This is a genomic window from Salinimicrobium sp. TH3 (assembly GCF_026676115.1).
Classification (GTDB): domain Bacteria; phylum Bacteroidota; class Bacteroidia; order Flavobacteriales; family Flavobacteriaceae; genus Salinimicrobium.
The window spans coordinates 643,004-669,005 of sequence record NZ_JAPONB010000001.1 but is presented as its reverse complement, the minus strand read 5'-3'; the positions used below and the strand labels follow the sequence as shown (position 1 = coordinate 669,005).

At 42.4% G+C, this 26,002-nt stretch carries 18 protein-coding genes; all 18 read right to left on the bottom strand.

Translation table 11 applies throughout. The features are described 5' to 3' along the window. The 18 genes from OU683_RS02855 to rsgA all read right to left on the bottom strand — a co-directional run bounded on the left by OU683_RS02855 (position 1) and on the right by rsgA (position 26,000). Positions 1-1,809, bottom strand: coding sequence for a family 43 glycosylhydrolase (locus OU683_RS02855; protein WP_268134929.1), 1,809 nt, complete (start codon positions 1,807-1,809; stop codon positions 1-3). Between the two features lie 24 nt (positions 1,810-1,833). Then, a complete protein-coding gene (gene bglX / locus OU683_RS02850) occupies positions 1,834-4,104 on the bottom strand; it encodes a beta-glucosidase BglX (protein ID WP_268134927.1) in 2,271 nt (756 codons plus the stop codon). Between the two features lie 33 nt (positions 4,105-4,137). Next, complete coding sequence (locus OU683_RS02845) at positions 4,138-5,943, bottom strand: family 43 glycosylhydrolase (protein ID WP_268134925.1); 1,806 nt, start codon at positions 5,941-5,943, stop codon at positions 4,138-4,140. After that, a complete protein-coding gene (locus OU683_RS02840; protein WP_268134923.1) occupies positions 5,940-6,740 on the bottom strand; it encodes a carboxylesterase family protein in 801 nt (266 codons plus the stop codon). The genes OU683_RS02845 and OU683_RS02840 overlap by 4 nt, the downstream gene beginning before the upstream one ends. Then, the gene (locus OU683_RS02835) at positions 6,730-8,106 is read right to left on the bottom strand and encodes a glucoamylase family protein (RefSeq protein WP_268134921.1); all 1,377 of its coding nucleotides are present in this window, start codon (positions 8,104-8,106) and stop codon (positions 6,730-6,732) included. Before OU683_RS02835 ends, OU683_RS02840 begins: the two co-directional genes overlap by 11 nt. A gap of 12 nt (positions 8,107-8,118) precedes the next feature. Beyond that, positions 8,119-9,486, bottom strand: a complete 1,368-nt coding sequence (locus OU683_RS02830) for a glucoamylase family protein (protein WP_268134919.1) — start codon at positions 9,484-9,486, stop codon at positions 8,119-8,121. Between the two features lie 76 nt (positions 9,487-9,562). Beyond that, a complete protein-coding gene (locus OU683_RS02825) occupies positions 9,563-11,278 on the bottom strand; it encodes a LamG domain-containing protein (protein WP_268134917.1) in 1,716 nt (571 codons plus the stop codon). Between the two features lie 2 nt (positions 11,279-11,280). Then, the gene (locus tag OU683_RS02820) at positions 11,281-12,858 is read right to left on the bottom strand and encodes a RagB/SusD family nutrient uptake outer membrane protein (RefSeq protein ID WP_268134915.1); all 1,578 of its coding nucleotides are present in this window, start codon (positions 12,856-12,858) and stop codon (positions 11,281-11,283) included. Positions 12,859-12,870: 12 nt separating this feature from the next. Continuing rightward, positions 12,871-15,876, bottom strand: coding sequence for a SusC/RagA family TonB-linked outer membrane protein (locus tag OU683_RS02815; protein ID WP_268134913.1), 3,006 nt, complete (start codon positions 15,874-15,876; stop codon positions 12,871-12,873). Positions 15,877-16,095: 219 nt separating this feature from the next. Then, positions 16,096-18,840: a helix-turn-helix and ligand-binding sensor domain-containing protein gene (locus OU683_RS02810; RefSeq protein WP_268134911.1), complete on the bottom strand. Its 2,745-nt coding sequence runs from the start codon at positions 18,838-18,840 to the stop codon at positions 16,096-16,098. 231 nt (positions 18,841-19,071) lie between these two features. Then, positions 19,072-20,049, bottom strand: coding sequence for a polyprenyl synthetase family protein (locus OU683_RS02805; protein ID WP_268134909.1), 978 nt, complete (start codon positions 20,047-20,049; stop codon positions 19,072-19,074). A gap of 65 nt (positions 20,050-20,114) precedes the next feature. After that, a complete protein-coding gene (gene rlmN, locus OU683_RS02800) occupies positions 20,115-21,170 on the bottom strand; it encodes a dual-specificity RNA methyltransferase RlmN (protein WP_268134907.1) in 1,056 nt (351 codons plus the stop codon). Between the two features lie 368 nt (positions 21,171-21,538). Then, a complete protein-coding gene (queA, locus tag OU683_RS02795; RefSeq protein ID WP_268135046.1) occupies positions 21,539-22,588 on the bottom strand; it encodes a tRNA preQ1(34) S-adenosylmethionine ribosyltransferase-isomerase QueA in 1,050 nt (349 codons plus the stop codon). Positions 22,589-22,718: 130 nt separating this feature from the next. Continuing rightward, entirely contained in the window at positions 22,719-23,951 is a 1,233-nt protein-coding gene (gene aroA, locus OU683_RS02790; protein WP_268134906.1) for a 3-phosphoshikimate 1-carboxyvinyltransferase, read from the bottom strand. A 3-nt stretch (positions 23,952-23,954) separates the two neighbouring features. Beyond that, the gene (locus OU683_RS02785) at positions 23,955-24,215 is read right to left on the bottom strand and encodes a hypothetical protein (RefSeq protein ID WP_268134904.1); all 261 of its coding nucleotides are present in this window, start codon (positions 24,213-24,215) and stop codon (positions 23,955-23,957) included. Beyond that, complete coding sequence (locus tag OU683_RS02780; RefSeq protein WP_268134902.1) at positions 24,216-24,542, bottom strand: nucleotide pyrophosphohydrolase; 327 nt, start codon at positions 24,540-24,542, stop codon at positions 24,216-24,218. A 52-nt stretch (positions 24,543-24,594) separates the two neighbouring features. Next, positions 24,595-25,047, bottom strand: coding sequence for a D-aminoacyl-tRNA deacylase (gene dtd, locus OU683_RS02775; RefSeq protein ID WP_268134900.1), 453 nt, complete (start codon positions 25,045-25,047; stop codon positions 24,595-24,597). Next, positions 25,044-26,000: a ribosome small subunit-dependent GTPase A gene (gene rsgA, locus OU683_RS02770; RefSeq protein ID WP_268134898.1), complete on the bottom strand. Its 957-nt coding sequence runs from the start codon at positions 25,998-26,000 to the stop codon at positions 25,044-25,046. The genes dtd and rsgA overlap by 4 nt, the downstream gene beginning before the upstream one ends. Positions 26,001-26,002 lie beyond the last annotated feature (2 nt).

Genomic DNA, 26,002 nt, shown 5'->3' with positions numbered 1-26,002 from the left:
TTATTCGATTCTGATCATTTTACTTCTTTCTGAAATTCCATTCTCGTTGAAGTTCTCTACCTGAAGGTAATACGCCTGATCTGCGTTTAAAGCCCTGAGTTCATAATTGTCCTTTTCATAGACCATTACGGAATTGTTTAGCTTTTCCTTTTCAATTCCCCAGTAGATCACCGAACCAACAACATCTTTCTCTGTCTTCCAACTAACCCTGGCATTACGTCTATCCTGCTGCCGGGCAACTTCAAAGCTTTTTGGTTGCGAAGGAGCTTTTCCGTAGCCTTTCCCAAACACCCTGAATTCTGAAATAGCCAGGTATTCATTTGGCGTATCAACATTTTTATAGCGCAGATAACGGGTATCTGTTGGTGTTTCCAGTTCAATATAAGCATGGGGTTGATCCCTCATATTTTCTGAATAATCTATCAGTGGTTTCCAATTCCTTCCCTCTGGAGAATGTTCAATAATAAACTGGTGCTTTAGGCCCGATTGCCTTCCGAAGATATCTGCATTGAACTCCTGAAAATTCACCTGTACGGCATTCACCCTCATTTTTTTCCCCAGATCAAGGCTTACCTGCATGGAAGAGTCATTGCCATTGGCAACCCAGAAGGTACTAATGTTCTCGTCAACAAGTTTGGAAGCATCATATTCAATGTTGGCCTCCCTTTTAATGGCTTTCATGCCCGGACCTATTACTTCCTGCTGTATTCCCTCAGGAAGAACCGAATTAGCGGTCACCCCTTTGTTGTAAGACAACAGCATCCAACCGGTGAAGCGGTCTTTGTGGTCCTCCACCTCTACTCCCGGTAAAAAGTGGGGATAATCTCCATAGGCTGTATTGACATACATTTGCCCGTCATCTTCAAAGCCAGCGGGAAAGAGGCCAATTCGCCGCTCAAATTTATAATTAACGGCAATGGGCATGGTTGCAAAGTGCCAGTAGTTACCGTTATTGTCCTGTACGGTACTGCCATGACCGGCACCTGTAACAAATCCGCCGGGCTTGTAAGAGATTGGGCTGTAGGGAGCATACTCAAACGGCCCAAGCGGATCATTACTGGTGTAAACGCCATCGGCGTAAACATTGAATTCGGTTCCCGGCGCACCATACTGCAAATAGTAAACGCCATTGTGCTTTGTCATCCAGGGTCCTTCCAGGTAAGGAGCCATGTCAGAGGAATGGTCCTGTCCAAAACGCTCCCAGCCGTGCTTCTCCGGGTCTAAAGTTATAAGTGGCTTTTCCTCTCCTATTGGCAGGTAATTCTTTTCCGGGTCAAGTTCCACACCATGTAAGGGATGAACATTGGACGATTCCTCATACAGGTAGACCCTTCCATTAACGTCTACAAACAAAGCCGGATCCTGAATAGCTATGGGTAAAACTCTGTAGTTGGTTTGCCAGTCGCCTACTTCGGGAGTTTTAGTCTCAATAACCGCCATACTGCCCGAGGGATCTCCCGCTACAATTACCTTATCTCCATGAACGGCAGCGGCAGGGGCATTACTGCCGTTGAAATACCAGTTTTGAGGGGTGACAAATTCCCAGTTGCTCATATCTTCTGAAACCCAGTAGCCGTAAGAGCGCGTCACAAACATATAATACTTCCCATTGAAATTGATCACAGCAGGGTCTGCACCTGCCCTGTAAGACACTCCGGTGTAGGAATTATGTGCTACATAGGTGTAGTCAATATCTATTGGATTACAATAGGTCTTAAAATCCCTTTTTTGGAGTCCATTCTGTGCCGGGTTCCAATGGGAAATCAGGAGAAATATGAAAATTAATATGATATTGCGACTTTGCAACATAGGCGTTCAATGGGGATGATAAATTTATTCTACCAGTGTAAAGCTTCCCTGCATCTCACAATCTGAGGTGCCGCCAACAAAAAATTCGAATTCTCCGGGTTCAGCTACATATTCGAGCTGCCCATTATAGAATTTAAGATCTTCTACGGTCACAGGAAATTCTACAGTCTTTGATTCCCCTGGTTGCAGCGCTATTTTTTCAAAGGCAATAAGTTGCTTTTTTGGAGGAGTAAGACTTCTAACCTTGTCATGAATATAAAGCTGCACTACTTCCTGTCCTGCTCTGTCACCGGTATTGGTAACAGTGGTACTGATCATCAAACTGTCTCCCGGGCGCAGTGTTTCGCCGTGTGCTTTGATCTTTGAATACTGGAAAGTGGTATAACTTAAACCATGTCCAAAAGGTAAAAGCGGAGAATTGGGTACATCGAGATAATTCGTTTTAAACTTCTGAAATTCCTCTGTGGGAGCAGGTCTTCCGGTAATTCTGGAGCCGTAATAAACCGGGATCTGTCCCACATTTCTTGGCCAGCTCATGGTAAGCTTTCCTGAAGGATTCACATCTCCAAAAACAACATCGGCAATTGCGTTCCCGGCTTCCACTCCTGGGTGCCAGGCCTGTAAAATGCTTACCGGCATACCCATTTCTTCGGAAATATCAAGCGGGCGACCGCTCATTAGAACAAGGGCAACAGGTTTTCCCGTGGCAACAAGTTCTCTGATAAGTCTTTTTTGACTCTCCGGAATTTGGATATTGGTACGGCTGGCCGCTTCCCCACTCATTTCACTGGCTTCCCCAACTACGGCAATGACAACATCTGATGCTTTTGCGACTTTAAGTGCTTCCTGAAGCAATTCTTCAGGAGAGCGATCGGAAATTTCCACTTTAGGACCAAAAACATTCACCTTTTTAGCGAATACGCTGTCGTTGGTAATGTTTGCACCCTTAGCATAAGTAATCTGTGCATTTGGTGCTACATTTTTAAAACCTTCAAGTACGGGAACAGATAAATTAAAATCTCCTGTAGGAGCCCAGGTACCAAGCATGTTTGACTGGTTGTTCGCCAACGGACCAATGAGGGCGATTTTTGCCCTTTTTGATACCGGAAGTATGTCGTTATGATCTTTCAGCAACACGAAAGACTGAGTAGCTGCACGACGTGCCAGCTGACGGTTTTCTTTAGTTAAAATATCTTTTTCCGGCCTGCTGGCATCCGAATATTTATAAGGATCATCAAGAAGTCCCAGTTTATGTTTGGCTTCGAGTATCCTGCGGGCTGCAGTGGTGATCTCTTCTTCAGAAACTCTTCCTTCTTCCACAGATTTCTTCAGCGTTGTCAAAAATCCTTCTCCCACCATGTCCATATCTAAACCTGCTTTTAGCGCCATGGCCGATACATCCTGAAGGTCTCCCATTCCGTGGGCTATCATTTCATTAACCGAAGTATAATCGGATACCACAAAGCCGTCAAAGCCCCATCGCTCCCTAAGCAGGTCTGTAAGCAACCACTTGTTTCCTGTTGCAGGCACTCCATCAATGTCATTGAAAGAGGTCATTACACTTCCTACACCGGCATCAACCGCCGCTTTGTAAGGCGGCAGATATTCGTTGAACATCTTGGTGCGGCTCATATCCACACGATTGTAATCCCTCCCCCCTTCGGGTGCGCCATATAGCGCAAGGTGTTTAACAGTCGCCATCATGGTATGAGGCTCAGTAAGATCGTCCTGCTGGTAACCCTGCACCATTGCACGGGCAATCTGTGAACCGAGATAAGCATCTTCGCCTGCCCCTTCGGCTACACGGCCCCATCTTGGGTCGCGCGAAATGTCGACCATTGGCGAAAAATTCCAGTTGATCCCATCGGCAGTAGCTTCTTTTGCCGCCACTTTTGCTGTTTCCTTTATTAATTCCATGTCCCAGCTGGAAGAAAGTCCCAACGGAATAGGAAAAGTGGTTTTATAACCGTGAATAACATCAGATCCAATAAGCAGTGGGATTCCCAGGCGGGAATTCTTTACCGCCAGCTCCTGGGCCTGTCTTACCCTCTCCGGACTTGAAACTCCGAAGACCCCTCCTACATTTCCGGCTTTGATCTTTGCTTCCACGTCTTCACTCACCACAGATCCTGTGGCTATTCCCCCACCCGGGGTGAGAAGATTAAGCTGTCCTATTTTCTCTTCTAAAGTCATTTTTTCCAGCAGGGCTTCCACCTGCGGAATTCTTTCCTGTGCGTGAAGGCCCGAAAGCCCCAGAAAAAGCAGAAATACGACGGATAGATTGAAATTTTTCATTTTTTTATTCTTTAAAATTATAACTGGCTTTTCTTATTCCACTTCCTGAATTTCAGTTCTTTCTGAAATTCCATTTTGATTGAATGCTTCAATACTGAAGTAATATTTAGTCCCACGGTCAAGGTTGCGCATAAAATGTTCATTTTCGCCGTAGATCAACCATGACTGGTATAATTTATCCGGAGCTATTCCCCAGCGAATATTATACCCCTGCGCCCCTTTCACCGGCTCCCACTTAAAGGCAGCATCCCTTCTGTCTTTCTGCCGGTCAACTTTGAAACCTTTAACCTTAGCAGGCTTATTTCCCAAACCTTTACCAAACACCCTGATCTCTGATAAGGCCAGGTTATTCCCCGGAACCTCCACATTGTTGTAGCGCACATATTTACCTCTTACCGGTTGATTTAAAGGCAGGTAAGCATTGGGAGCATCTTCAAAACTGTTACTTCTGTCTACAAGGGTTTTCCAGTTCTTTCCATCATTGGATACCTCTAGAATGAATCTATGTCTTAACCCCTCGGTACGGGTGTAAATACCTGCATCCTGATCATGAAAATTAAGTTGTACGGCATAAATGTCTCCCGGAGCCAACATTTCAATTTCAACCCATTGCTCCTCATCATTGGCTTCAGCAACCCAGAATGATTTAGGGCTTTCATCTGTCAGCACTTTTGAAATGATCTCCCCTTCGCTGTTTCTTTCGAGCGGCATCTCCTGTATGTCGTAATCCCCATCTGTAGATGTGCTTTTTCTAACCTGCATCCGGGAAGAAGAAACAGTAGTATTTCCTTTGTATGACAGCAGCATCCATCCCGTGTGAAGTCCGGCTTTGGTAGGATGATCGGGTGAATGCAAAGGATAATCCCCGTAGCTGGTGTTGGTATACATGAGGCCTTCATCATCAAAATAAGTGGGCCACATCGCGAGGCGACGCTCCCAGTGGGAATTAGAAGCCAGGGCCATGGTCGCAAAATGCCAGTACTGACCATTGGTTTGCTTCACGGTAATTCCGTGGCCTGCCCCATTGGCAAAACCTCCGGGTTTAAAACTATAGGGATTGTTCTTCATGTATTTAAACGGGCCGAGAGGAGTTTCTCCAATATACGCGGCATCAGCATATACGTTGAATTGTGTTCCGGGGGCAGCATATTGCAAATAATATTTACCATCGTGCTTAGTCATGGAAGCCCCTTCCATGTAACCTTCCTTTAAAGTGGGATGAAAATTATTTTCACCGAAACGTTCCCACCCGTGCTCTTCTTCCACAAGATTGATCAATTCCTTTTCTACGCCTGTTTCAAGAAAACGATCATCCTTGTCCAACATCTTTACTTTTAGCGGATGTACATTGGAAGAACCCCAGTACAGATAAGCTTTTCCATCATCATCAATGAACAACTCGGAATCCTGAATATTACTGGTGATTGAAGCTGTGGGTGTCCAATTTCCGCTTTTTGGATCATCGGTATATAAAATACTTCCATATCCTGCAGGGTCACCGGCAAAATAGACCAGGGAATCCTTGTAATTGAAAGCCGTTGGCGCATTGGAACCTTCAAAGAACCATTGTTTAGGTTTAATGAACTCCCAGTTGACCAGGTCTTTAGAATGCCAGTAGCCAAATGAACGCGTAACGAACATATAGTATTCCCCGCGGAATTCAATCACGGCAGGATCTGCACCCGAGCGATAGGAGATATTCTTACTGGAATTATAGACCATGTAGGTATAGTCGATGTCCAGCGGATTAATATAGGTCTCCGGCACTACTTCCTGCGCGTAAGTGACGAAGCTGACTATTAGAGCTACTGCTGTGGATATATGCTTAATCTTTTTCATTTATGATTTCGTTCATTTTTTCTCTGGGCCCATAACCAGGGCAAAAGATAAGGTTCCGAAAAGGCTGAATCCCAGCTGTTATGGTTATCGTTTGGGTACAGGGATAATTTGGCATTACCTCCATGAGAGTTGATCTCCCGTGCCATAGTTTTGGACCAGGCGGGAGGAACAACGTCATCTTTTCCTCCATGGAAGATCCAGATTGGAAAACCTACGGGATATTCCTTCACAATTGCCGGATCTGCTCCGCCGCAAATGGCAAAAGCGGCCGCGAACATTTCGGGTTGGCGATAAAGGATCTCATAGGTACCCATACCGCCCATAGATAAGCCGCCCACATAGATCCGGTTTTTATCCACATATTTTTTGGCAGAAACAGAATTCAGAAGGGCCATGACCAACTGTAGGGATGTTGTAGGCCCTTCCTCCTCCTTAAAATTAAATTCAAACGGCTTTACTTCTCTATCCACTTCCACTTTAGCCCAATAATCTTCTTTTGGAGCCTGTGGAAAAATGACAAATGCAGGAAACTTTTTTCTGACATCCGGCTTCAGGAAAAGATCACTTCCGTGGGTTAATTGTGCAGCATTGTCATCGCCCCTTTCTCCCGCTCCATGCAGGAACAGGATGAGAGGGTACTTTTTGTTCTTCTTAAAACCTTCCGGATAAAGAATACGATATCGAAGCGTATCTCCTTCAGAAATAAATTTCTCGCGTTCGAATAGCTCCCGGTCCTGTGCTTCCACAGAAAACTGGAGTGTCAAAAATGCCAATATGAACAGAATTTTATTTTTCATAGGTAAAGCCAAGTTTTTTAAGTCCGTTCTTCACCTCCGGTGCCTGCATGAATAGATCCCAGATGAGACCGGTGCGATAATTTTCTATCATAACCACCTGCGGTCCCTGGTCGATAGCCAGATAACGATCGGCTACCCAGGGTTCACCTACCAGACTGTAGGCATCGTAAAATCCTGCAGGACCCCACAATAAATCGTGTTGGTCTTCATAGAAATGCCGGATGGCGCGCATGGATTCTTCGGGAGTATAAGGCAGAGAACTAACTGCAGCAGTGGGAGAAACTACTCCGCGGTCATTATCGGGGGAATGGGCCGTATATCCTATACTTCCATCTTCGTGGCGGGTATAACTGGCAGTTAAGCCCCAGGAATTCTCATTATAAGTTTCATAGTCTTTTGGGTTCTCCTGGCAGTAGCGGTAATTAATAAGGGAGTGATTGCGATTAAGATCCCAATAGTTAGCATATTCATCCACGAGGCCTTTCGGATTGAGACCTAAATAAGAATAATGCGCCCAGAACAACGGACCTCCTTTATTTCCCCTGGTGTTGTGCTTAAGGATAAGCGGGAGATCATAAGATTCCCCATAGGATTTGATATTCCCGCTTCTTGCCCATCCTTCATGGTAAACTTCGGGCTCAATGGCATGATCTGGGGAGGCTGCGGCCATCACGTAGGTAATGAGGCACTCATTATAGCCCTGGATCATAAAGTTCATTTCCCATTGATAATTGGGCGACCAGTGCCAAAAAAGTCCATTTTTATTGTTGGTATACCAGTTCCATTCAATGCCTTTCCACAGCTCATCATATTTTTGAGCCACGGCCTGTTCTTCTGGATTTCCATTTTTTAGGTATTCCCTCACCACCAGGAATCCCTGAGCTAAGAAAGAAGTCTCCACCAGGTCTCCGCCGTTGTCCTTTGAACTGAAGGCCTGCGTTTCTCCTGTCTCGCCATTGATCCAGTGGGGCCAGGCACCATGGAAACGAGTAGTGCCGGCAAGAAAATCTGCTATCTTGTTTAGCCTTACAACAGCCGAATCCCGCGGAATAAATTCTCTTTCGATTCCCACCACAATTGACATCAGGCCAAAGCCGGTACCTCCGGTAGTTACTACATGAGCATCGTTCTTTGGATAATCTCCATCCGGGTGAAATCGCTCCCGGGCCATACCCGAATTAGGTTCGGCATAGTCCCAGAAATATTTCAGGGTTTGCTTCTGAACCAGGCCCAGCAGTTCATCATCGCTGAGAGTCTGGGTAAGTTCCGGTTCCTGCGTAAGGATCTGGGCCGTCTCTTCAGAATTCTTGCAACTACCGAGAAGCAATGGAACAAAGAAAAAAAGAGCTCGGTATATAAGTTTCATGTTTTACGTTCTTTATGGGGTGCTGTAACTAAATCCTAATTTTTCCAAACCGGTCAAAACTTCCTCATTGCTCATAAACAGGTCCCAAAGCAAACCGGTCCTGTAATTCTCGATCATTCCAATGATGGGCCCCTGATCAATGGCTAAATATCCATCGGCAAACCAATTCCTTTCTTCAGAAAAAGCATCATAGAATCCATAAGGCCCCCACAGTTCATCTCCCAATTCTTCATAATAGTAGCGAAGTGCCTGCATGGACTCCTGGGGAGTGTAAGGAAAGGATGAGAGTGCTGCCGTAGGTGCTATGACCCCCAGGTCATTGGTAGGACTGTGAGCCGAATAGCCTTCATAGCTGTCACTTGCAGTAAGCCCCCAGGCATTTTCACCATAGCCTTCGAAGTTCTTAGGATTAGCGAGGGCGTAATTATAATGGATCAATGCATGTGCTTCGTTCTGTTCCCGGTAATTGGCATATTGATCCTGAAGTCCGTTAGGATCAAGTCCTAAAAAGGAATAATGTGCAAAGAAGAGAGGACCTCCGTAGGACGGACCGAGTGGCATTTGTATATTGTAATGGTTCCTGTTGGTGACCATACTTCCGTTTGAAGCCCAGCCTGCATCATATACTCCTTTTTCAATAGGATAAGTTGGCGAAGAAGCCGCCAAAACATAGACAATAAGGGCTTCATTCCAGCCTTTGACAGGCAGGTTCATTTGAAAATTGTATGTGGGGGACCAATGCCAGTAAAGCACATTTTGACCATTTGTATACCACGACCATTCCACCGCTTCCCATAAATCGCTTATTCTTTCCCTGATGGCAGTTTCTTCTTCCCCATCTCCTGAAAAGTATTGCCTGTTGATCAATAGCCCCTGCATTAGCAAAGCAGTTTCTACCAGGTCTCCTCCATCATCCATGGTGCTAAAGGCAATAGTTTGAGCAGTCTCACCATTGTACCAGTGAGAAAAAACTCCGTGGTACGTGGGCACATCTTCTAGAAAGTTGAGAATCTTATCCAATCTTTGAACCGCATCATTTCTACTGATCCAGCCTCTTTCAACTGCAGCGGGAAAGGAAGCCAGGCCAAGACCAGTACCTCCTGTGGTTACTAATCTTGGAGACAGCCCTCCATAGGCATCGTCCTGAGACCGTTCTCTGGCCATACCGGAATTTGGTTCGGCAAAATCCCAGAAATATTGAAAAGTCTGTTCCTGCACCAGGTCCAGGAGTTCTTCATCTGAAAGTTGGGGTGCCGGTTCCTCTCCGTTTCCGGGATCAGGAATGTAGGGTTCCTGATATCCGGGGCCTGAATCATCTGAACAAGCCAGAAAAAGTACCACAATATTAAGGAGGGAAAAGTATTTTAAGAGACTTTTCATGAGATAGGAATTAGTAAAAATTTTTGAAAAAACAGTCCTCTAAAATGTCATTTTCGAGGACTGTTTAAGCTTATGATCAATTATTCATATCCGCTTCTATTTCTTCTTCTGTCAAAGCCACACGGTAAAAACGCAGGTCGTCGATATAACTTTGATCGGAAAGGTGATTCCATTCCACAAAACGTGGAGCTCCAGACATTACAGAAACAAGATCGGCACCGGTCCAGTCTACACCACCGGGTACAGCAGCTTCGGTGGCCAGTTCACCATTGATATATATCCTGCTTTTATTTTCAGTAATGACAAAACCTATATGCACCCATTCGCCGGCAGTAGCATCGATCAATCCGCCATCATTCCAGCTATTACTTGCTCCGGTTCCAATGCTCGCCTTTATACGTTGGCTGTCGGCACTTCCTTCTCTAAATAACTGGAAGCCTTTGGTCAAATTGTTTTTATTGGCACCATCTGGATTTACAGCACTAATGGAAATAATACCCGCCCGGTCTGGACTTGAGTCAACTTTATACCAAAATGTGGCACTAAACTCTTCGCTTAACAGATTTTGAGAAGGGAAGGTTAAATAAGCCCCTTCTGCCCCGGCATAAGCATTACTTCCTACTTTAGCATCCTCGGTAAATCCAGGCGATCCTACAACATTAATGCTGCGGCCTGTAACTTGTTCGTTAAAATTTCCGTCAAAAGGCAGGTGAAGAGAAATATCTTCAGAAGGAGGATTGACCATGGTATTGACCTCCTCTGCGGTTAAAGCTGCATCAAAAATCCGTAGTTCATCTATTAAACTTGGATCGGAGTTGTGACCCCAACCATTAAAATTCAAGCCTGAGCCTATTACCAAATTTTCAACGCCTGTCCAGTCTATCGTCACATTGTTGAGCACCGTAGCTCTTTCTAAAACTCCGTTAAAATAGATGGCTGTTCCTGTGGGAGACACAGTAAATGTAATATGGGTCCATTCCGGTTCTACACTAGAAATTTTGCCTCCATCATTCCAGGCAGTGTCTTCACCAATTCCCATATTAAGTTTAATAGTTTGAGTATCCTGGTTACCCTGAGATTCTCTAAACAATCTGAATCCCTGATTGAGATCAGCATCATCTGTCGCTGTCAATATTCCGGCTCTCTCCACACTTGGATCTAATTTATACCAGAAGGCGATACTAAATTCATCTCCTAATTCAGGCAAAGGAATGCTTAGATAAGAATCTGCAGCTCCCTTATAAGCTCCTGTTCCCTCTTTAGCATCATCTGAAAAACCGGGATTCCCAATTTGTTCGGGAGTTTGCAGCCCAATGAGTTCCATAAAATCTTTATCAAAAGGCATATAGAAGATCTCATTTTCAAAAACTGGAGTATATGGAGGTTCTTTGCTGAAGGTTGTAGTTTTAACGGTCTCTTTACCTTCCATATCTGTTGCCCTTACAGTAACAGTATGCTCACCCATAGCTAAGCCTTCAACATTGACAGTTTTAAGAGCTATACGGTAATCGGTGAATTCGGTAAAGGTGGCTACCACTTCTCCATCCATAAGCACGACGATCTCCTGTAGCTCAATATCGTCTTCCACCTCAAGATCAATAGTGATATCAGAAAATTCTGAGACTTCCTTGATCACAGTGCCCTGTTGAGGGTATTTTATATTGATTTCCGGAGCTCCTTCATCCTGCCCGGGCTCTACATTTGTTATAGGATCAATTCCTTCACGCTCACAACCTGCCAAAATAAACAGAAAGGTGAGGATGCCTAAAATTTTGATATTAATATTTTTCATTTTTACTTATTTAAAATGGACAATACATCATTCATGGCAGTATTTCTATCTACTGCTGTAGCTTCAAGAGGCAAAGCATCCACCTGGGCTTGTGGATAAGGCAGGTACTCATCACTGGCAGAGAAAGTCCTGCCGTCATAGCTGAGTTCATTATAGTTGTCTACCCGAATCATGTCGTAGTAACGAATTCCCCACTCCATTGCCAGTTCAGCAAATTTTTCATCAAGGACATCCTGTGTGGTCACTCCTGAAAGTGGCGGCATGTCTGCACGCTCTCTTACCAAATTTACCGCTTCATCTGCAGGTATTGCAGTAGCACTGGCCCCTCTTGTCACTGCTTCGGCATACATGAGCAGGATTTCGGCGTACCTTATTACTATGAAGTTTTTCCCGGCACCGTAATTATTACGTCCGTCAGTGAGTTGTATGGAGGGTAAATAATGTTTTCCACTCGCAAAATCTGCCCTCACATAATTGTTGATCACATCATCGGAAGGAGTAACATTATTTACAAAAGAAGGGATGGTATAACCCTCTGCCCTTAGTTCTTCTATCCCATCGGGGGTAAATAAAACACTGGTTTCCAGTCGAACAGTTTCATTTCTGTCAAGCATAAATCCTATAAACTTAGTGCTTGGCTCATAAAACCCCCATCCCGCTGAGGCATTTTCCCTTGCAGGCTCCCAATTTTGTGGTCCAAATGGCGCATAAAGGTGATAAAACTCTCCTCCAGATGCCGTACCATAGTCTGTATACTGTAGTTCAAGAAGGCTTTCGTTACTTAATTCTCCCGGCTTTTTAAAGAGTTGATAAAAATCCGGATAAAGAGAGAAAAGCCCGGAACTAATAATTGCTCCAGTAGCATCTGCCACTCCCTGGTAATTTTGAAGCTCCTGCTGTGCCAATGCTTTAATTGCATAAGCAGTGTACCGGGTAACTGCCCCGGGGAGATCTGTGCGTTGATTTGGTCTCATATCGGGTAGGTTAGGAATAGCCTCATCCATTTGATCACTTATAAACTGCATGACCTCCTCTTTAGTAGCTACTCCCTGCTCCAATTCGGCTTCGGGTTGACTTGAAGTTATTATAAAAATATCCTCCCACGTTCTCGCCAGGTTTAAATGAAGCCAGGCTCTTAAGACCTTCATTTCAGCAATGTACTGCTCACCGCGGGCAAAATCAGCTTCACTGGCAAATTCCATAAAATTCTCGATCTGTTCAATGGCTGTATTCATATTTATAATATCGTTATAATGCGAATTCCATACCTGATTATACATCCAGAAATCTTTATTGTAATTGAAAAGATCGGTCTCTGTATAGAGTGGTTGGTCACCAAGACCTCCGGAATTCACGTCATCCCCGCGTACTCCCAGGAGTAAAGGCTCTTCCCAGCCCATGTCTGCTATTTCATAATAGGCCCCAATTAATGGTTCTACCATCTGGCTGGCATCGGTATAATCGATGTCCCCAGTATTAAGTTGCCCCTCCTGAGTGTCCAGCTTGTCGGAACACGAGCTAATTACTAAAGCAAAAGCCAGTGCAGAGAGACGGATAAATATATTTTTTGAATTTTTCATTTGGTACGTAAATTAAAATTTCACATTAACTCCTACTGTGTAAATAGAAGGTATTGGATAAGTCTGCCTGTCTACTCCATCGGAAACTTCGGGAGTAAAACCATTATAATCAAAGAAAGAAAAAGGTCTCTCTGCAGTAAAATATATTCTTGTTAAAGGAAAATCCTCTTGTTCTACAGTGTATCCAACCTGAATATTCTGTATTCTGAAGAAATCCCCATCCTCAACCCAAAAGTCACTAAGGCGCTGGTTCCATGCTTTACGCATTCCTGCAGAGGAAGGGTAGATATTACTTGTTCCTTCACCATGCCATCTGTTAATAGCCAAATCTGCATCCATGTTGGTGTCATTGGTAAATATGATCTCTCCCCTTCTTCTGTTTAAGATCTTATTACCTGCCTGCCCGTAAAAATTCATGGAAAAATCAAAATCTTTAAAGTTCATGGAAATATTTCCTCCATAGGTAAAATCGGGTAGAAACGATCCCAGAATTACCCTGTCTTCATCGTTAATTTCCCCATCACCGTTTTGATCCCGGTAAATAAGATCTCCCGGCACCAAATTGTTTGCTACAGCAATAGGATCTGCTTCGATTTCTGCCTGGTTCTGGTAAACCCCCACTCTCTCATAGCCATAAAATCCAAACAAAGGACCTCCTTCAATAGTTCTTTGCCTAAATTCAGCCGAACCGGCATCAAGGTAACCCCGCTCATCCTCAATTTCAATGGCTTCATTTTTGAGCGTGGTAAAGTTTGCACCTATAGAAAATTCGAAATCTTTGCCAATATTCCCGAAGTAGTTTCCACTGAATTCAAATCCTTTGTTACGAATAACTCCTGAATTTCTGTCCACACTGCGATCCACAATAGGAATATATACGGGCAAGATCGCATCTTCTGTATCCCTAATGTAATAATCTGCAGTAATAGAAAGACGATTTTCAAGAAGTTCCAGGTCCATACCAAAGTTAAATTCTTCTATTACCTCCCAGGTATTATTAGAAAAAACACTTGAAGAAGTAATTCCTGTTCGCTGTTGTTCTCCAAAAGGAACAGTGATAACTGTAATGGTATTTGACCCTGCACTGGCTGCAACATTATCATTACCTAATTTACCCCAGGCAGCTCTAAATTTCAGAAAGTCAATAACTCCTACATCATCCATAAAAATTTCTTCTGAAATTACCCATCCAAGTCCGACTGATGGGAAATAACCCCAGGGATCAAGAGTAAATTTCGAAGAACCGTCTGCCCTAAAAGTCCCATAGACCAAATATCTGTCCAGATAATTATAGGAGATCCTTCCGAAGTAGGACATCCCATAATATCTTCTACCAATTTCACTCACGTTGTCGTTAAAGGATTCCGGATCGGCAAAATCCAGATACCAGCTCGACTCGAACCTTATCCCGGCAATATTTCTTCCGGTAGCTTCAAATTCATTTGAAGCTTCATCTCTAAATGAGGTACCTGCCATTACAGTAAATTTATGATCGCCAATCTGGTCCTGATATGTTAACACATTATCCCAGTATTGTTTTGAGAAGGTGTTATTTTCTCTTCGAATGGAAGACTGTATCTCGGTATTAAAACCAAGATTGTAAGGTAAACTCACATATCGTTCTTCCAGGGCAGTTAGGTTATGGCTATAGGTGGTCTTGAAATCAAGCTTATCTTCTATGATATCATATTGGAAATCAATCGTAGCCAACAACTTTCTAATTTTAATCCTGTTCTCATTAAAATCCATGACAGGAAATGGGTTTTGACTGTTTCTGTAACCCAGGGATTTTGCATTAGCATACCGTATTGGTTCAGCTGCAGTGTTTAATGGATCTATAACAGGAAGAATAGGGACAGCAAAGTATGCATTGAACCAGGCTGCATTTTCGGGTTCATATTTAGTAGCGTTACTAAATACGAGATTCACTCCAGTTTTAAACCTGTCGGTGATATCCACATCCATTTTAGACCGAATGTTAAACCTTTCATACTCATTCTTCATGTCCAGGATACCTTCCTGTGAAAAATAGTTAGTTCCTATGGAATAGGTGACATTATCTCCCCCTCCTGAAACACCTATACTATGGCTTTGAATAATCCCATCTCTCAAGATCTCTTCATACCAGTCGGTATTCACATCTGGAATATTAGGATTAATACGGCTTCGGCCGAAACGTTGCATGGCATTCATCACAAATTGAATATCGGCCTGGGAACCCGATTCGAAAGCCATTGTCGTAAACTGCTCTGCATTCGCCATTTTCACGATATCCTGAGCTCGTTGTACCCCGGTATAGCCGTCATATTCAAACTGCGGCTTCTGGTTAAGTCGTCCAGATTTTGTCTCTATTATAATAACCCCATTTGCAGCCCTAACCCCATAAATAGCAGATGAGGATGCATCTTTTAGAACGTTTATTGTCTTAATGTCCTTGGTGCTAAGGAAGTCAATGTTATCATACAATGCTCCATCTACTACATACAAAACGTTCGTACCACTGGTGTAAGTTCCCAAACCTCTTACCCTTACGTTCGGGGAATCCCCGGGAGAACCAATAGAAGTGATTTGCACTCCTGCCACTTTCCCTTGCAAAGACTGCATAACATTGGAAGTAGGTGTTTTTTCAATTTCTTCGGACTCAATGGTGACAATAGAACCAGTAAGATCAGCTTTTCTTTGAGTACCATATCCCACCACAACTACTTCATCCAGTGCGGCCGCACTCTCCATAAGGGTTATCTGATAATCATTGGCTCCCAACACAGGTAACTCCTGCGGCTCGAAGCCAAGAAAGGTGATCCTGAATGTATCACCTTCAACCACTCCTTCCAGAGTGAAATTTCCATCAAAGTCGGTAATATCAAAAATGTTCTTTCCGACTACTTTTACCTCCGCGCCCGGTAAAGGCATATCATCGGGACCAATAACAGTACCCGTAATAGTTTTAGGTTGCTGCGCATATCCTATTCCATACAACAGGAGAGCCAGAAATGTCAATAGTAGTTTAATTTTCATAAGGTAAACTGTTTACAAAATTTATATGAAAGTACATCAGAGCACCGTGACACGAAAACGTTATAGTACACATTTGTTACATCACGCCGCTTTCCTCTACAATTTACTGTTTTTAAGCTAATTACGCATCACGTGAAGTAAAATTTTCAACGTTAAATTTCATTGTGATGTAGTGTTGTTGTAGTGAAATTTGGCCTGTTTTTAAACCAGATCAGCCATTCAGAAATTCGCAATGAGCCAATTGGTGAGGTTTTCTGAATTAGTTACACCAATTTTTTTTCGCAGTCTATATCGGTGCACTTCAACTCCTCTAACACTAATTCCCATTAGTGGAGCAATCTCTTTTGAAGTAAGATTCATTTTTAGGTAAGCACACAATTTTAAATCTCTATTACTCAACTGGGGATATTTTACCAGAAGATCTTTAAAAAAATCTTCATGTAATTCATTGAAGTTAGTTTCGAACACTTTCCATTCATCATCATTCTTTACCGCATTGTTAATCTTGGTCATTATATTTTTCAACCTGTATTGGTTAGAAAATTTAGTTTTATCTTTACTCAGTTCTCCATGAATCTGCATGAGGATTTCATTTTTTTTAGCAGCCATCATTGTTGAATTTGCCAACTCCTTGCGCTTAAGGTTGATCTCGTTTATGAGCTGTTCTTTTTCCAGCTTACTAATTTTTTCCTCATGTTCCTTCTTATACCTAATCTTCAATAGTTGTCTTTGCTTTTGAAGTTTAACCCTATTCACATAGTAGATAAGTACCACAAGAAGAAGCAGAGAGAGAATATATAAGAATTTCATATAGTCTTTCAAATACCAGGGAGGGTCTACCACAAACTGAAAGGAACTAAAAACTGATGCCTTTTCTTGTGATCCCACTGCTGTTAAAGTGAGATTGTAAACATCATAGGGTAAATTTTGAAATTGAATCTTTCCTTCCTGTACCTTTCCTCTGATGGGCGCACTGTTTTCGCCCACCAGTTCATAATGCATTCCTACTGCATCAGACACAGGCAGACCGGCCAGAATGGTAACCTCCTTGGCCTGTTTGCTGGGTATATGAGGCAAAGAATTAATGTCATAATATTCTTTTGCATCATGTAATTTCTGAACTACAGGTTTACTTATGTGCTCCTTCGCTCTAAAAGCTTTTAATTCCTCAAGGTTGAGCTTGGCAAAACCGTCATGAAGGGTTATATAATAGATAGAATCATTGAATTTTATGAGACGTTCATTTTTCTTTACAGTTCGGTTATTGAGCATTCCGGCTGTTACCAGGATTTTCTGATCTTTAAAATCGGTTATTTCCAGGAAATTTTCTTCAGAATTCATAAACCAGAAGAGGTCGCTATGCTGTCCAAGCAGCCTGTTATTTGCGTATTCCTCCCATTCAGTTAGTACTTCCAGGTCCTGAGTAAAGGGATTGTGCCGGTACCATTTTCCATTGGTGAATACAACGATTTGGTTATTCACCCGGTACAGCTGTGCATTATGATCACCTCTCTGGTTCGAAGAGCGCAGTTTGTTTACAGAAGTAATACTATCTCCTTCCCTGTTTAATCCAATCTTGTAGATCCCTTCATATGCATCTGTTGCCCAAAGGGTGGTCGGATTTTCAACGAGCATCTGTTTGACAGGAAAATCTATGCCGCTAAGTCTTTGTACTTCTCCGGTTGCTGCCTTATAATAATCTATACCGGTGTAATTCCCTATCAGAAATTTATTATCGTTGTACTCTAAAATATCAAAGCTCCCCGTACGCTGGTCCACAGGCACAAAGCCATCATTCACAACTTTATAGGTTCCATTGTTGTGATTGCTGTACATTTCCCCGCCATAAAGCTGAAGATTCCAGGAATGACCTTCGGCTCCATCAAGTAATTCTATTTCATTGTCTACAAATTTGAAAACTCCCGTGTTACTGGCAAGGTAAAGTTCCTTATCCCGAAAAACGATGTCGTAGACAGAGCCAAGTTCTCCACTTTCATTTGTAAAGAATTTGATTGGAGAATGTATATCAACCGCATCGATACCATTATCGAGTCCCAACCAAACTTTCCCATTTTTCCTGGCCATTGAGAGAACAGTGTTATTCTGGATACCATCCCTGCGATTATAGGAGGATATCTCTCCCGTTTTTGCATTAAAGTGGATTATCCCATTTTTTAGTGTTCCTATTACCAATTCAGTAGACGAAAGCGACAACACATGATTAAGCTCGTAATTTTGAAGTTTCTGCTCAAGATTACTGTTTTTTAACCTTTGGATTTTGGTACCATTAAAAAGGAAGATTTCATCCTTGACTCCAATTAATAGTTCATCACCGTGAACAATTAATTCTCTTACCGGTTTATTCTTAAGCAGCTCCTCATTTGGAAGAGGCTCCAATTTTCCAGATTCATCAAGATAAAAAACCCCATCTCCTCCTATGCCAACCACCAATCGCCCCTTGAAAACTTCCATTTGGTTTATATTGACTCTTTTCAGAGGAATAATAGCATCTTCCTTATATTGATAGATAGCCCCAAACGACCTGAAATAGATAACATCATTATGAGAAATAATTTCCCAAAACTCCTCACTCTGGAGTTCATAATCCCCCAACAAAGGAATGAGAGAGGTATAACACATATCCCCTTTATTATCTTTTTCCCAATATCCAAACTCCCTGTAAGATCCCGTATAAATTTTTCCTTTATGTGGTAAAACAGATCTTATCACAGCACCACCTTCGAGAGCGAATAATTCCCATCGTTGTCCATCAAAAGAAAGCAGTCCCTGGTTATTGGCAGCAAAGATTACCCCTCGATCATCAATAGCCATATCCCAATTTTGGCTGGCTGCTTTATAATCAAGGGAAGTGTAATTGTGTATAGGTGGTGAAAGTTCCTGAGCTGTAGTGAAATAAAAGGATAAAGCTGTGATTATAAGTAATTTACAACTAAGTTTTTCCATGATGAAATAACATTTGTGCAGTAAGTGAGCAACAACTTTTTGTTATTGAAAGGTAACTTTTTTTCCTTTTAATCACCTAATGAAGTGATTTGAAAATTATTTCATGGATACAGCATGGAAGGCAGATTAGTACTTAAGGATATGCAGTAAATAATAAGCAGATATAAAATCTCCACCGGAAACAGGTGTTTTAATCCATAAAATGGAGGAGAAAATGGCACAAAGGCGGAATTATTTCTTACGTTCAATAACGTAGTTTACCATTAGGATTAGAGAATCCTTATAGGGAGAATCGGGATATTCTTCAAGTAAAGCCAGCGCCTCTTGTTGAAAGGATTTCATTCTTGCAACGGCATAATCAAGTCCATCATTTTTCTTGACAAATTCAATGACTTCCTTTACCCGTTTGCCGTCCTTATTATGGTTTTTCACCGAGTTTATTACCCATGCTTTCTCTTTAGGAGAAACCTTGTTAAGCACATGAATAAGAGGAAGGGTCATTTTCTGTTCTTTAATATCGATCCCGGTAGGTTTTCCAATGCGTTCATTACCGTAGTCAAAAAGATCATCCTTGATCTGGAAAGCCATTCCTATAAGTTCTCCAAAATGACGCATTTTCTCCACTTCAGGAGAATCTGGTTGCACAGAGGCCGCTCCCAGACTGCAACAGGCAGCAATTAGCGTAGCCGTTTTTTGCCGAATGATCTCGTAGTAAATATCTTCGGTAATATCCAGGCGACGGGCTTTTTCGATCTGCAACAGTTCGCCCTCACTCATTTCGCGAACAGCAACTGAAATTATCTTCAGTAAATCAAAATCATTATTATCTATGGAAAGCAAAAGTCCCTTTGAAAGCAGGTAGTCTCCTACAAGAACGGCAATCTTATTTTTCCAAAGGGCGTTGATAGAAAAGAATCCCCGGCGGCGGTTAGAATCGTCGACCACATCATCGTGAACAAGAGTAGCGGTGTGGATAAGTTCAATAACAGAAGCTCCCCTGTAGGTACGTTCGTTTACCTTCCCGTCTGCAACCATTTTTGCAACAAGAAAAACGAACATAGGCCGCATTTGCTTACCCTTCCGGTTTACAATAAAATGGGTGATTCTGTTTAAAAGAGCAACCTTCGAAGACATCGACTGAGTGAACTTTTTTTCAAAAAGTTCCATCTCCTTTTCTACCGGCAGCTTTATTTTGGAAATAACCTTCATAAGGGCTGCTAAGATAGTTAAAAGATTAAATTTTCAACCCTTCAAAAAAAGGCCTTTTTAGCAGTCTATACGGTAACTTCTTTGGATTTGTTTGCAAGCTGTCCACAGGCTGCATCTATGTCCTTCCCCCGGGACCGGCGAACCGTACAGGTAATGTGGTTGCGTTCCAGCTCCCTCACGTACAAATTCGTAGTTTCTTCGGGTGCCTGCATAAAATGATCGTCGCCAATTGGATTGTATTCTATAAGGTTCACCTTGCAGGGAACGTACTTACAGAATCTCACCAATGCATCTACATCGTTTTTACTGTCATTGATTCCTTTCCACACCACATATTCATAGGTGATACGGCTTCCGGTCATAGCATACCAGTATTCCAGGGACTCTCTAAGGTCTTTAAGCGGGAAGGTGGCGTTAAAGGGCATAATAGACGTTCGCACCTCATCAATGGCTGAATGCAGGGAAACGGCAAGTTTGAACTTCACCTCCTCATCGGCCATTTTTTTGATCATTTTTGGTACCCCGGAAGTGGAAACGGTAATACGTTTTGGTGACATCCCTAAACCTTCGGGAGAAGTAATCATTTCTATAGCCTTAAGAACATTATTGTAATTCATAAGCGGCTCGCCCATTCCCATAAATACAATGTTGGATAACGGCTTATCAAAGTACAACCGGCTCTCATTATCAATGGCAACTACCTGATCGTAAATTTCATCGGGATTGAGGTTTCGCATTCGTTTGAGCTTTGCGGTCGCGCAGAACTTACAGTCCAGACTGCAGCCTACCTGCGAGGAAACACAAGCAGTAGTACGTGTTTTCGTTGGAATTAGAACAGATTCCACGGTAAGATCATCGTGTAATTTCACTGCATTTTTGATGGTCCCGTCACTACTCCGCTGCATCTGGTCCACCCGAATGTGATTGATCACAAAGTTATCATTCAGCATTTGACGTGTATCTTTTGAAATATTGGTCATATCTTCAAAAGAATGGGCCCCCTTACCCCACAGCCACTCATAAACCTGAGTTCCGCGGAAGGATTTATCCCCCTGAGAAACAAAGAATTGCTGAAGTTGTTCTTTGGTCAATGCCCGTATGTCTTTCTTTCCGTTTTTCACGCTGCAAAAATACTAAAGTTATTGTGATTTCTAATACTCCTCTAAAATGTCATTTTTGAGGATCAATAAGTTAGCCAAAAAAGGATTCCGGGTTCGGGATTTAAGAATTATGATTTTAAAGTTCAGCTATTTTTTAGCTACAGATGCACATATTAATCTTATGAAACCGTTGATATGGTGATGCTGAATCAAGTTCAAAATGACTTGAAATGGGGAAAGCTTTCCGTCACCCTAAATTCATTTCAGGGTCTTGGCAAAACGCAATTCTGGAGAGATGCTGAAACAAGTTCAGCATGATACTTAATAAAAAACCTCACAGATCTTTGAGATCTGTGAGGTTTTTTATTATAATACTGCCGACTGCGTTATTAAAGAATTAGCATCGCATCCCCGTAGGTGTAGAATTTATATTTTTCTTTCACCGCTTCAGCATAAGCCTTTTTCATGAAATCATGACCTGCAAAGGCAGAAACCATCATCAATAAAGTCGATTTTGGAGTATGGAAGTTGGTGATCATACAGTTCGCTATACTAAAATCGTAAGGAGGGAAGATAAATTTATTGGTCCATCCACCAAATTCATTTAGAGTTCTGTTCGAAGAAACAGAGCTTTCCAGGGAACGCATCACAGTAGTTCCTACTGCACAAACCTTACGTTTTTCGCTAATAGCTTTATTAATAGTATCTACAGCCGGTTTTTCAATAAAGGCTTCCTCGCTGTCCATTTTATGTTTTGAAAGATCTTCTACCTCAACAGGGCTAAAAGTTCCCAATCCAACGTGTAGCGTCACCTCGGCGAAATCAATTCCTTTGATCTCTAACCTCTTTAAAAGATGCTTTGAGAAGTGAAGTCCGGCAGTTGGTGCCGCTACAGCACCTTCAGATTTCGCATAGATCGTTTGGTAACGCTCTTTATCTTCAGGCTGTACTTCTCTCTTGATGTATTTTGGCAGCGGAGTTTCACCCAGCTCTGTCAATTTATCACGGAATTCTTCATAAGAACCGTCATATAGGAAACGAAGTGTTCTCCCACGGGAAGTAGTATTGTCAATGACTTCGGCCACAAGGCTTTCATCCTCTCCAAAATATAATTTATTCCCTATCCTAATCTTTCTGGCTGGATCTACCAGCACATCCCACAAACGGGTTTCAGCATTTAATTCCCTCAAAAGGAACACTTCAATACGAGCACCGGTCTTCTCTTTATTACCAAACAAACGCGCAGGAAAAACCTTGGTATTGTTCAATACCATCACGTCATGCGGTTCAAAATAATCGATAAGATCCTTGAATTGTTTGTGCTCAATAGTTTGATCTTTTCTATTCAAAACCATTAAACGTGCCTCATCCCTGTTTTCTGAAGGATATTCGGCCAAAAGTTCTGGTGGCAGATCAAAGCTGAAGTGCGATAATTTCATTCCCATATAAGATAGTTTTTTTGAAGCTGCAAATATACGACCTCGAGATAGGCGTTGTCAAGTAAATGCAGGTTTATTTAAGAAATCTGTTAATTGACGCGGCCACACAACGGGTTCTTTTACAAAATTTTTATTCGACCGCTAAATCTTCTACAGAAAATCCAAGTTGTTGCATTACTTTCCAGAATCCCGGAAAAGATTTACTCACCACTCCTGCATTATTGATCCCTATTGGCACTTTTAATGCCAAAGGCGCAAAAGCAAGTGCCATACGATGGTCATTATAAGTATCTATTGAAATATTTGAATTTATTTCTTCGGAAGCTGAAAGCTGCAGCGAATTCTCTGTAATTGAAACCTCACCCCCAAGCTTCTCAATCTCGTTCTTCAATGCCTGAAGCCTATCTGTTTCCTTGATCTTTAAGGTATGCAAACCTGTTAACCGGGCTTCTATTCCAAGGCCAAAGCAGGTAACGGCCACAGTTTGTGCAAGGTCGGGTTTGTTAGAGAGGTCCAGCTCCAAAATTTTGGGAAATAGTACTTCAGTTTTCTCCAGCTTTATCTCACCTTCCAAAAAGGTGGTTTTTACACCTAATTTTTGATAAATCTCTGCTACGTTTCTGTCTCCCTGCAGACTATTTTCCCGATAGGAAGTAAGATGAATCTCTGCCGAATTTGAAAGGGCTGCGAGGCTGTAAAAATAAGAAGCCGAACTCCAGTCAGATTCAACAACAATTTCAGTTTTCGGCACCGATTTTTGTGGCTCGATAGAAATTTTATTGTTTTCAAAGGTTCCGGAGATTCCGCATTGCTTCAGGAGTTGCAGGGTCATTAAGATATAAGGTACAGAAGTTACTTTTCCTTCCAGGTGTATGTGCAAACCTTCGGGCATACCGGGTGCGATCAGCATCAAAGCCGAAATATACTGGCTACTGATGTTTGCCAGTACTTTCACCTCATTTTTAACCAGCTTTTTCCCTTTGATGCGTAAAGGTGGATAACCTTCATTACTTTTATAAGAAATCTCTGCTCCCAATTCCCGAAGTGCATCTACAAGAATCCCCATTGGTCGTTCCTGCATCCTTTGGCTGCCGGTTAAAATTACCTCCCGGCCTACAGTAGATGCCAGGTAAGCGGTTAAAAAACGCATTGCCGTACCCGCGTGGTGAATGTCTATAACCTCTTCTAAAGAAGCAAGAGCAGTTTGAAGTACCCGGGTATCATCGCTGTTGGAAAGATTTTGGATTTGGATGGAGGGAAACTGCGCCTGCAATATAAGAAGCCTGTTAGATTCACTTTTTGAACCGGTAACAGAGATCCTGCCGGCAAGTTCCCGGCTCCTGGTAGAAAGCTGCAGCTGCATAGATTATTCTCTTTTGAAGTTCTTGCGCCTACTGGTCATATACATTGCATACACAAGACTTATTGCAGCCTTAACAAGAATATATTCTACCCATTTCCCATCTGCAAATTCATCCTGGTAAATAGCACTAAAATCCCCCGACATGATCTGGCGAAAATGAGAGATGATCAATGATAGTCCCACAAATATGACAAAAAAGATGATTCCTAATTGGAAAACTTTTGTCCAGTAATCCGGGTTTTTAATATCTTCTAAAATGCGCATTTATTTTAATTTTTTATTGTTTTTATGTCTGTCTTTGTCCCGCTGAGATTTAAGATCCAGCTTTTTATCAAAGGCTTCCTGGAGGTTGATGCCGGTTTGATTGGCAAGGCAGAGCACCACAAATACAACATCGGCAAGTTCCTCGCCAAGGTCTTTTGTTTTGTCACTCTCTTTTTCGCTTTGTTCGCCGTAGCGGCGGGCAATGATGCGTGCCACTTCGCCCACCTCTTCGGTAAGTTGGGCCATATTGGTAAGTTCATTGAAATACCGCACGCCGTGTTCTTTGATCCAGTTATCTACTGCTTTTTGAGAATCCTGTATATTCATTATTGTTATTTTGAACCCTTTCAGGGTTTAGAACCCTAAAAGGGTTATTCTATCATTCCTTATTTTTCGAATCAATAATTATCGTAACAGGCCCATCATTTAAAAGCTCCACCTTCATGTCTGCACCAAATTCTCCTGTGCCTACGGCTTTACCCAACTCCTGCTGAAACTGACCTACAAATTCCTCGTATAAGGGAATAGCAACATCGGGTTTGGCGGCTTTGATATAACTGGGACGGTTTCCTTTTTTTGTGCTCGCATGCAGGGTGAACTGGCTTACGACTATGCCATCTCCCTTCACGTCAAGTAGAGAATCATTCATCACTCCATTGGAATCATTAAAGATCCTCATGTTCACGATCTTTTTGCATAGCCAGGCAATATCCTCGGAAGTATCTTCTTCAACTATTCCTAACAGGATCAATAATCCAATACCAATTTCAGCGTTTTTGACACCATTTATGGTCACCGATGCTTTGGAAACTCTTTGTATTACTGCTCTCATTCGGGCTGGTAATTGTCGAATCGATAATTCTGTTCGTCTTCGCCTTTCAATATTTGCAGATAACTTTTATAACGGGACCACGGGATCTCCCCGGCTTCCAATGCCTCTTTTACAGCACACTTGGGTTCTTCCAGGTGAAGGCAATTATAGAACTTACAGTCCTTTTTCCGCGCAAAGAACTCGGGAAAATAGTTCCCTAATTCCTCTTTTTCAATATCTACTACCCCAAAGCCTTTTATCCCGGGAGTATCAATGATCTGGGCACCAAAATCAAGATCATACATTTCAGCAAAGGTAGTTGTATGCTGGCCCTGACGGTGCTGCTCAGAAATCTCGGTAGTCTTCAGGTCCAGTTTAGGTTCGATCGCATTAATTAAAGTAGACTTCCCCGTTCCGCTATGACCGGAGATCAAACTGGTTTTCCCCTTCATAAGCTCTTTTACCTGCTCCACTTTTTTTCCGGTCTTTGCCGAAATTCCTATACATTGATAACCGATTTGGCGATACATGGCTGCGAGATATTTCACTTCGTCCAGCTCATCATCTTTATAAGTATCGATCTTGTTGAAAAGCAAAATTGCCTTGATCTCATATGCTTCTGCAGTGATAAGAAAACGATCAATAAAAACGGTAAAGGTTGGCGGATTTTTAAGGGTGACCAGTAAAAAGGCCTGATCAATGTTTGAGGCAATAATGTGCGTTTGCTTTGACAGGTTAACCGATTTGCGGATAATATAGTTTTCCCGCTCCTTGATCCCTGTGATCACCCCGTTTTGATCTTCATCGTTGGTATTTTCCAGTTTAAATTCCACCCGGTCTCCCACAGCCACAGGATTGGTGCTTTTAATACCCTTGATCCTGAACTTTCCTTTAATTCGGCATTGATAAAAGTTTCCGTCATCAGCTTTTACCTGATACCAACTTCCGGTAGATTTGTAAACAGTTCCTGTCATAA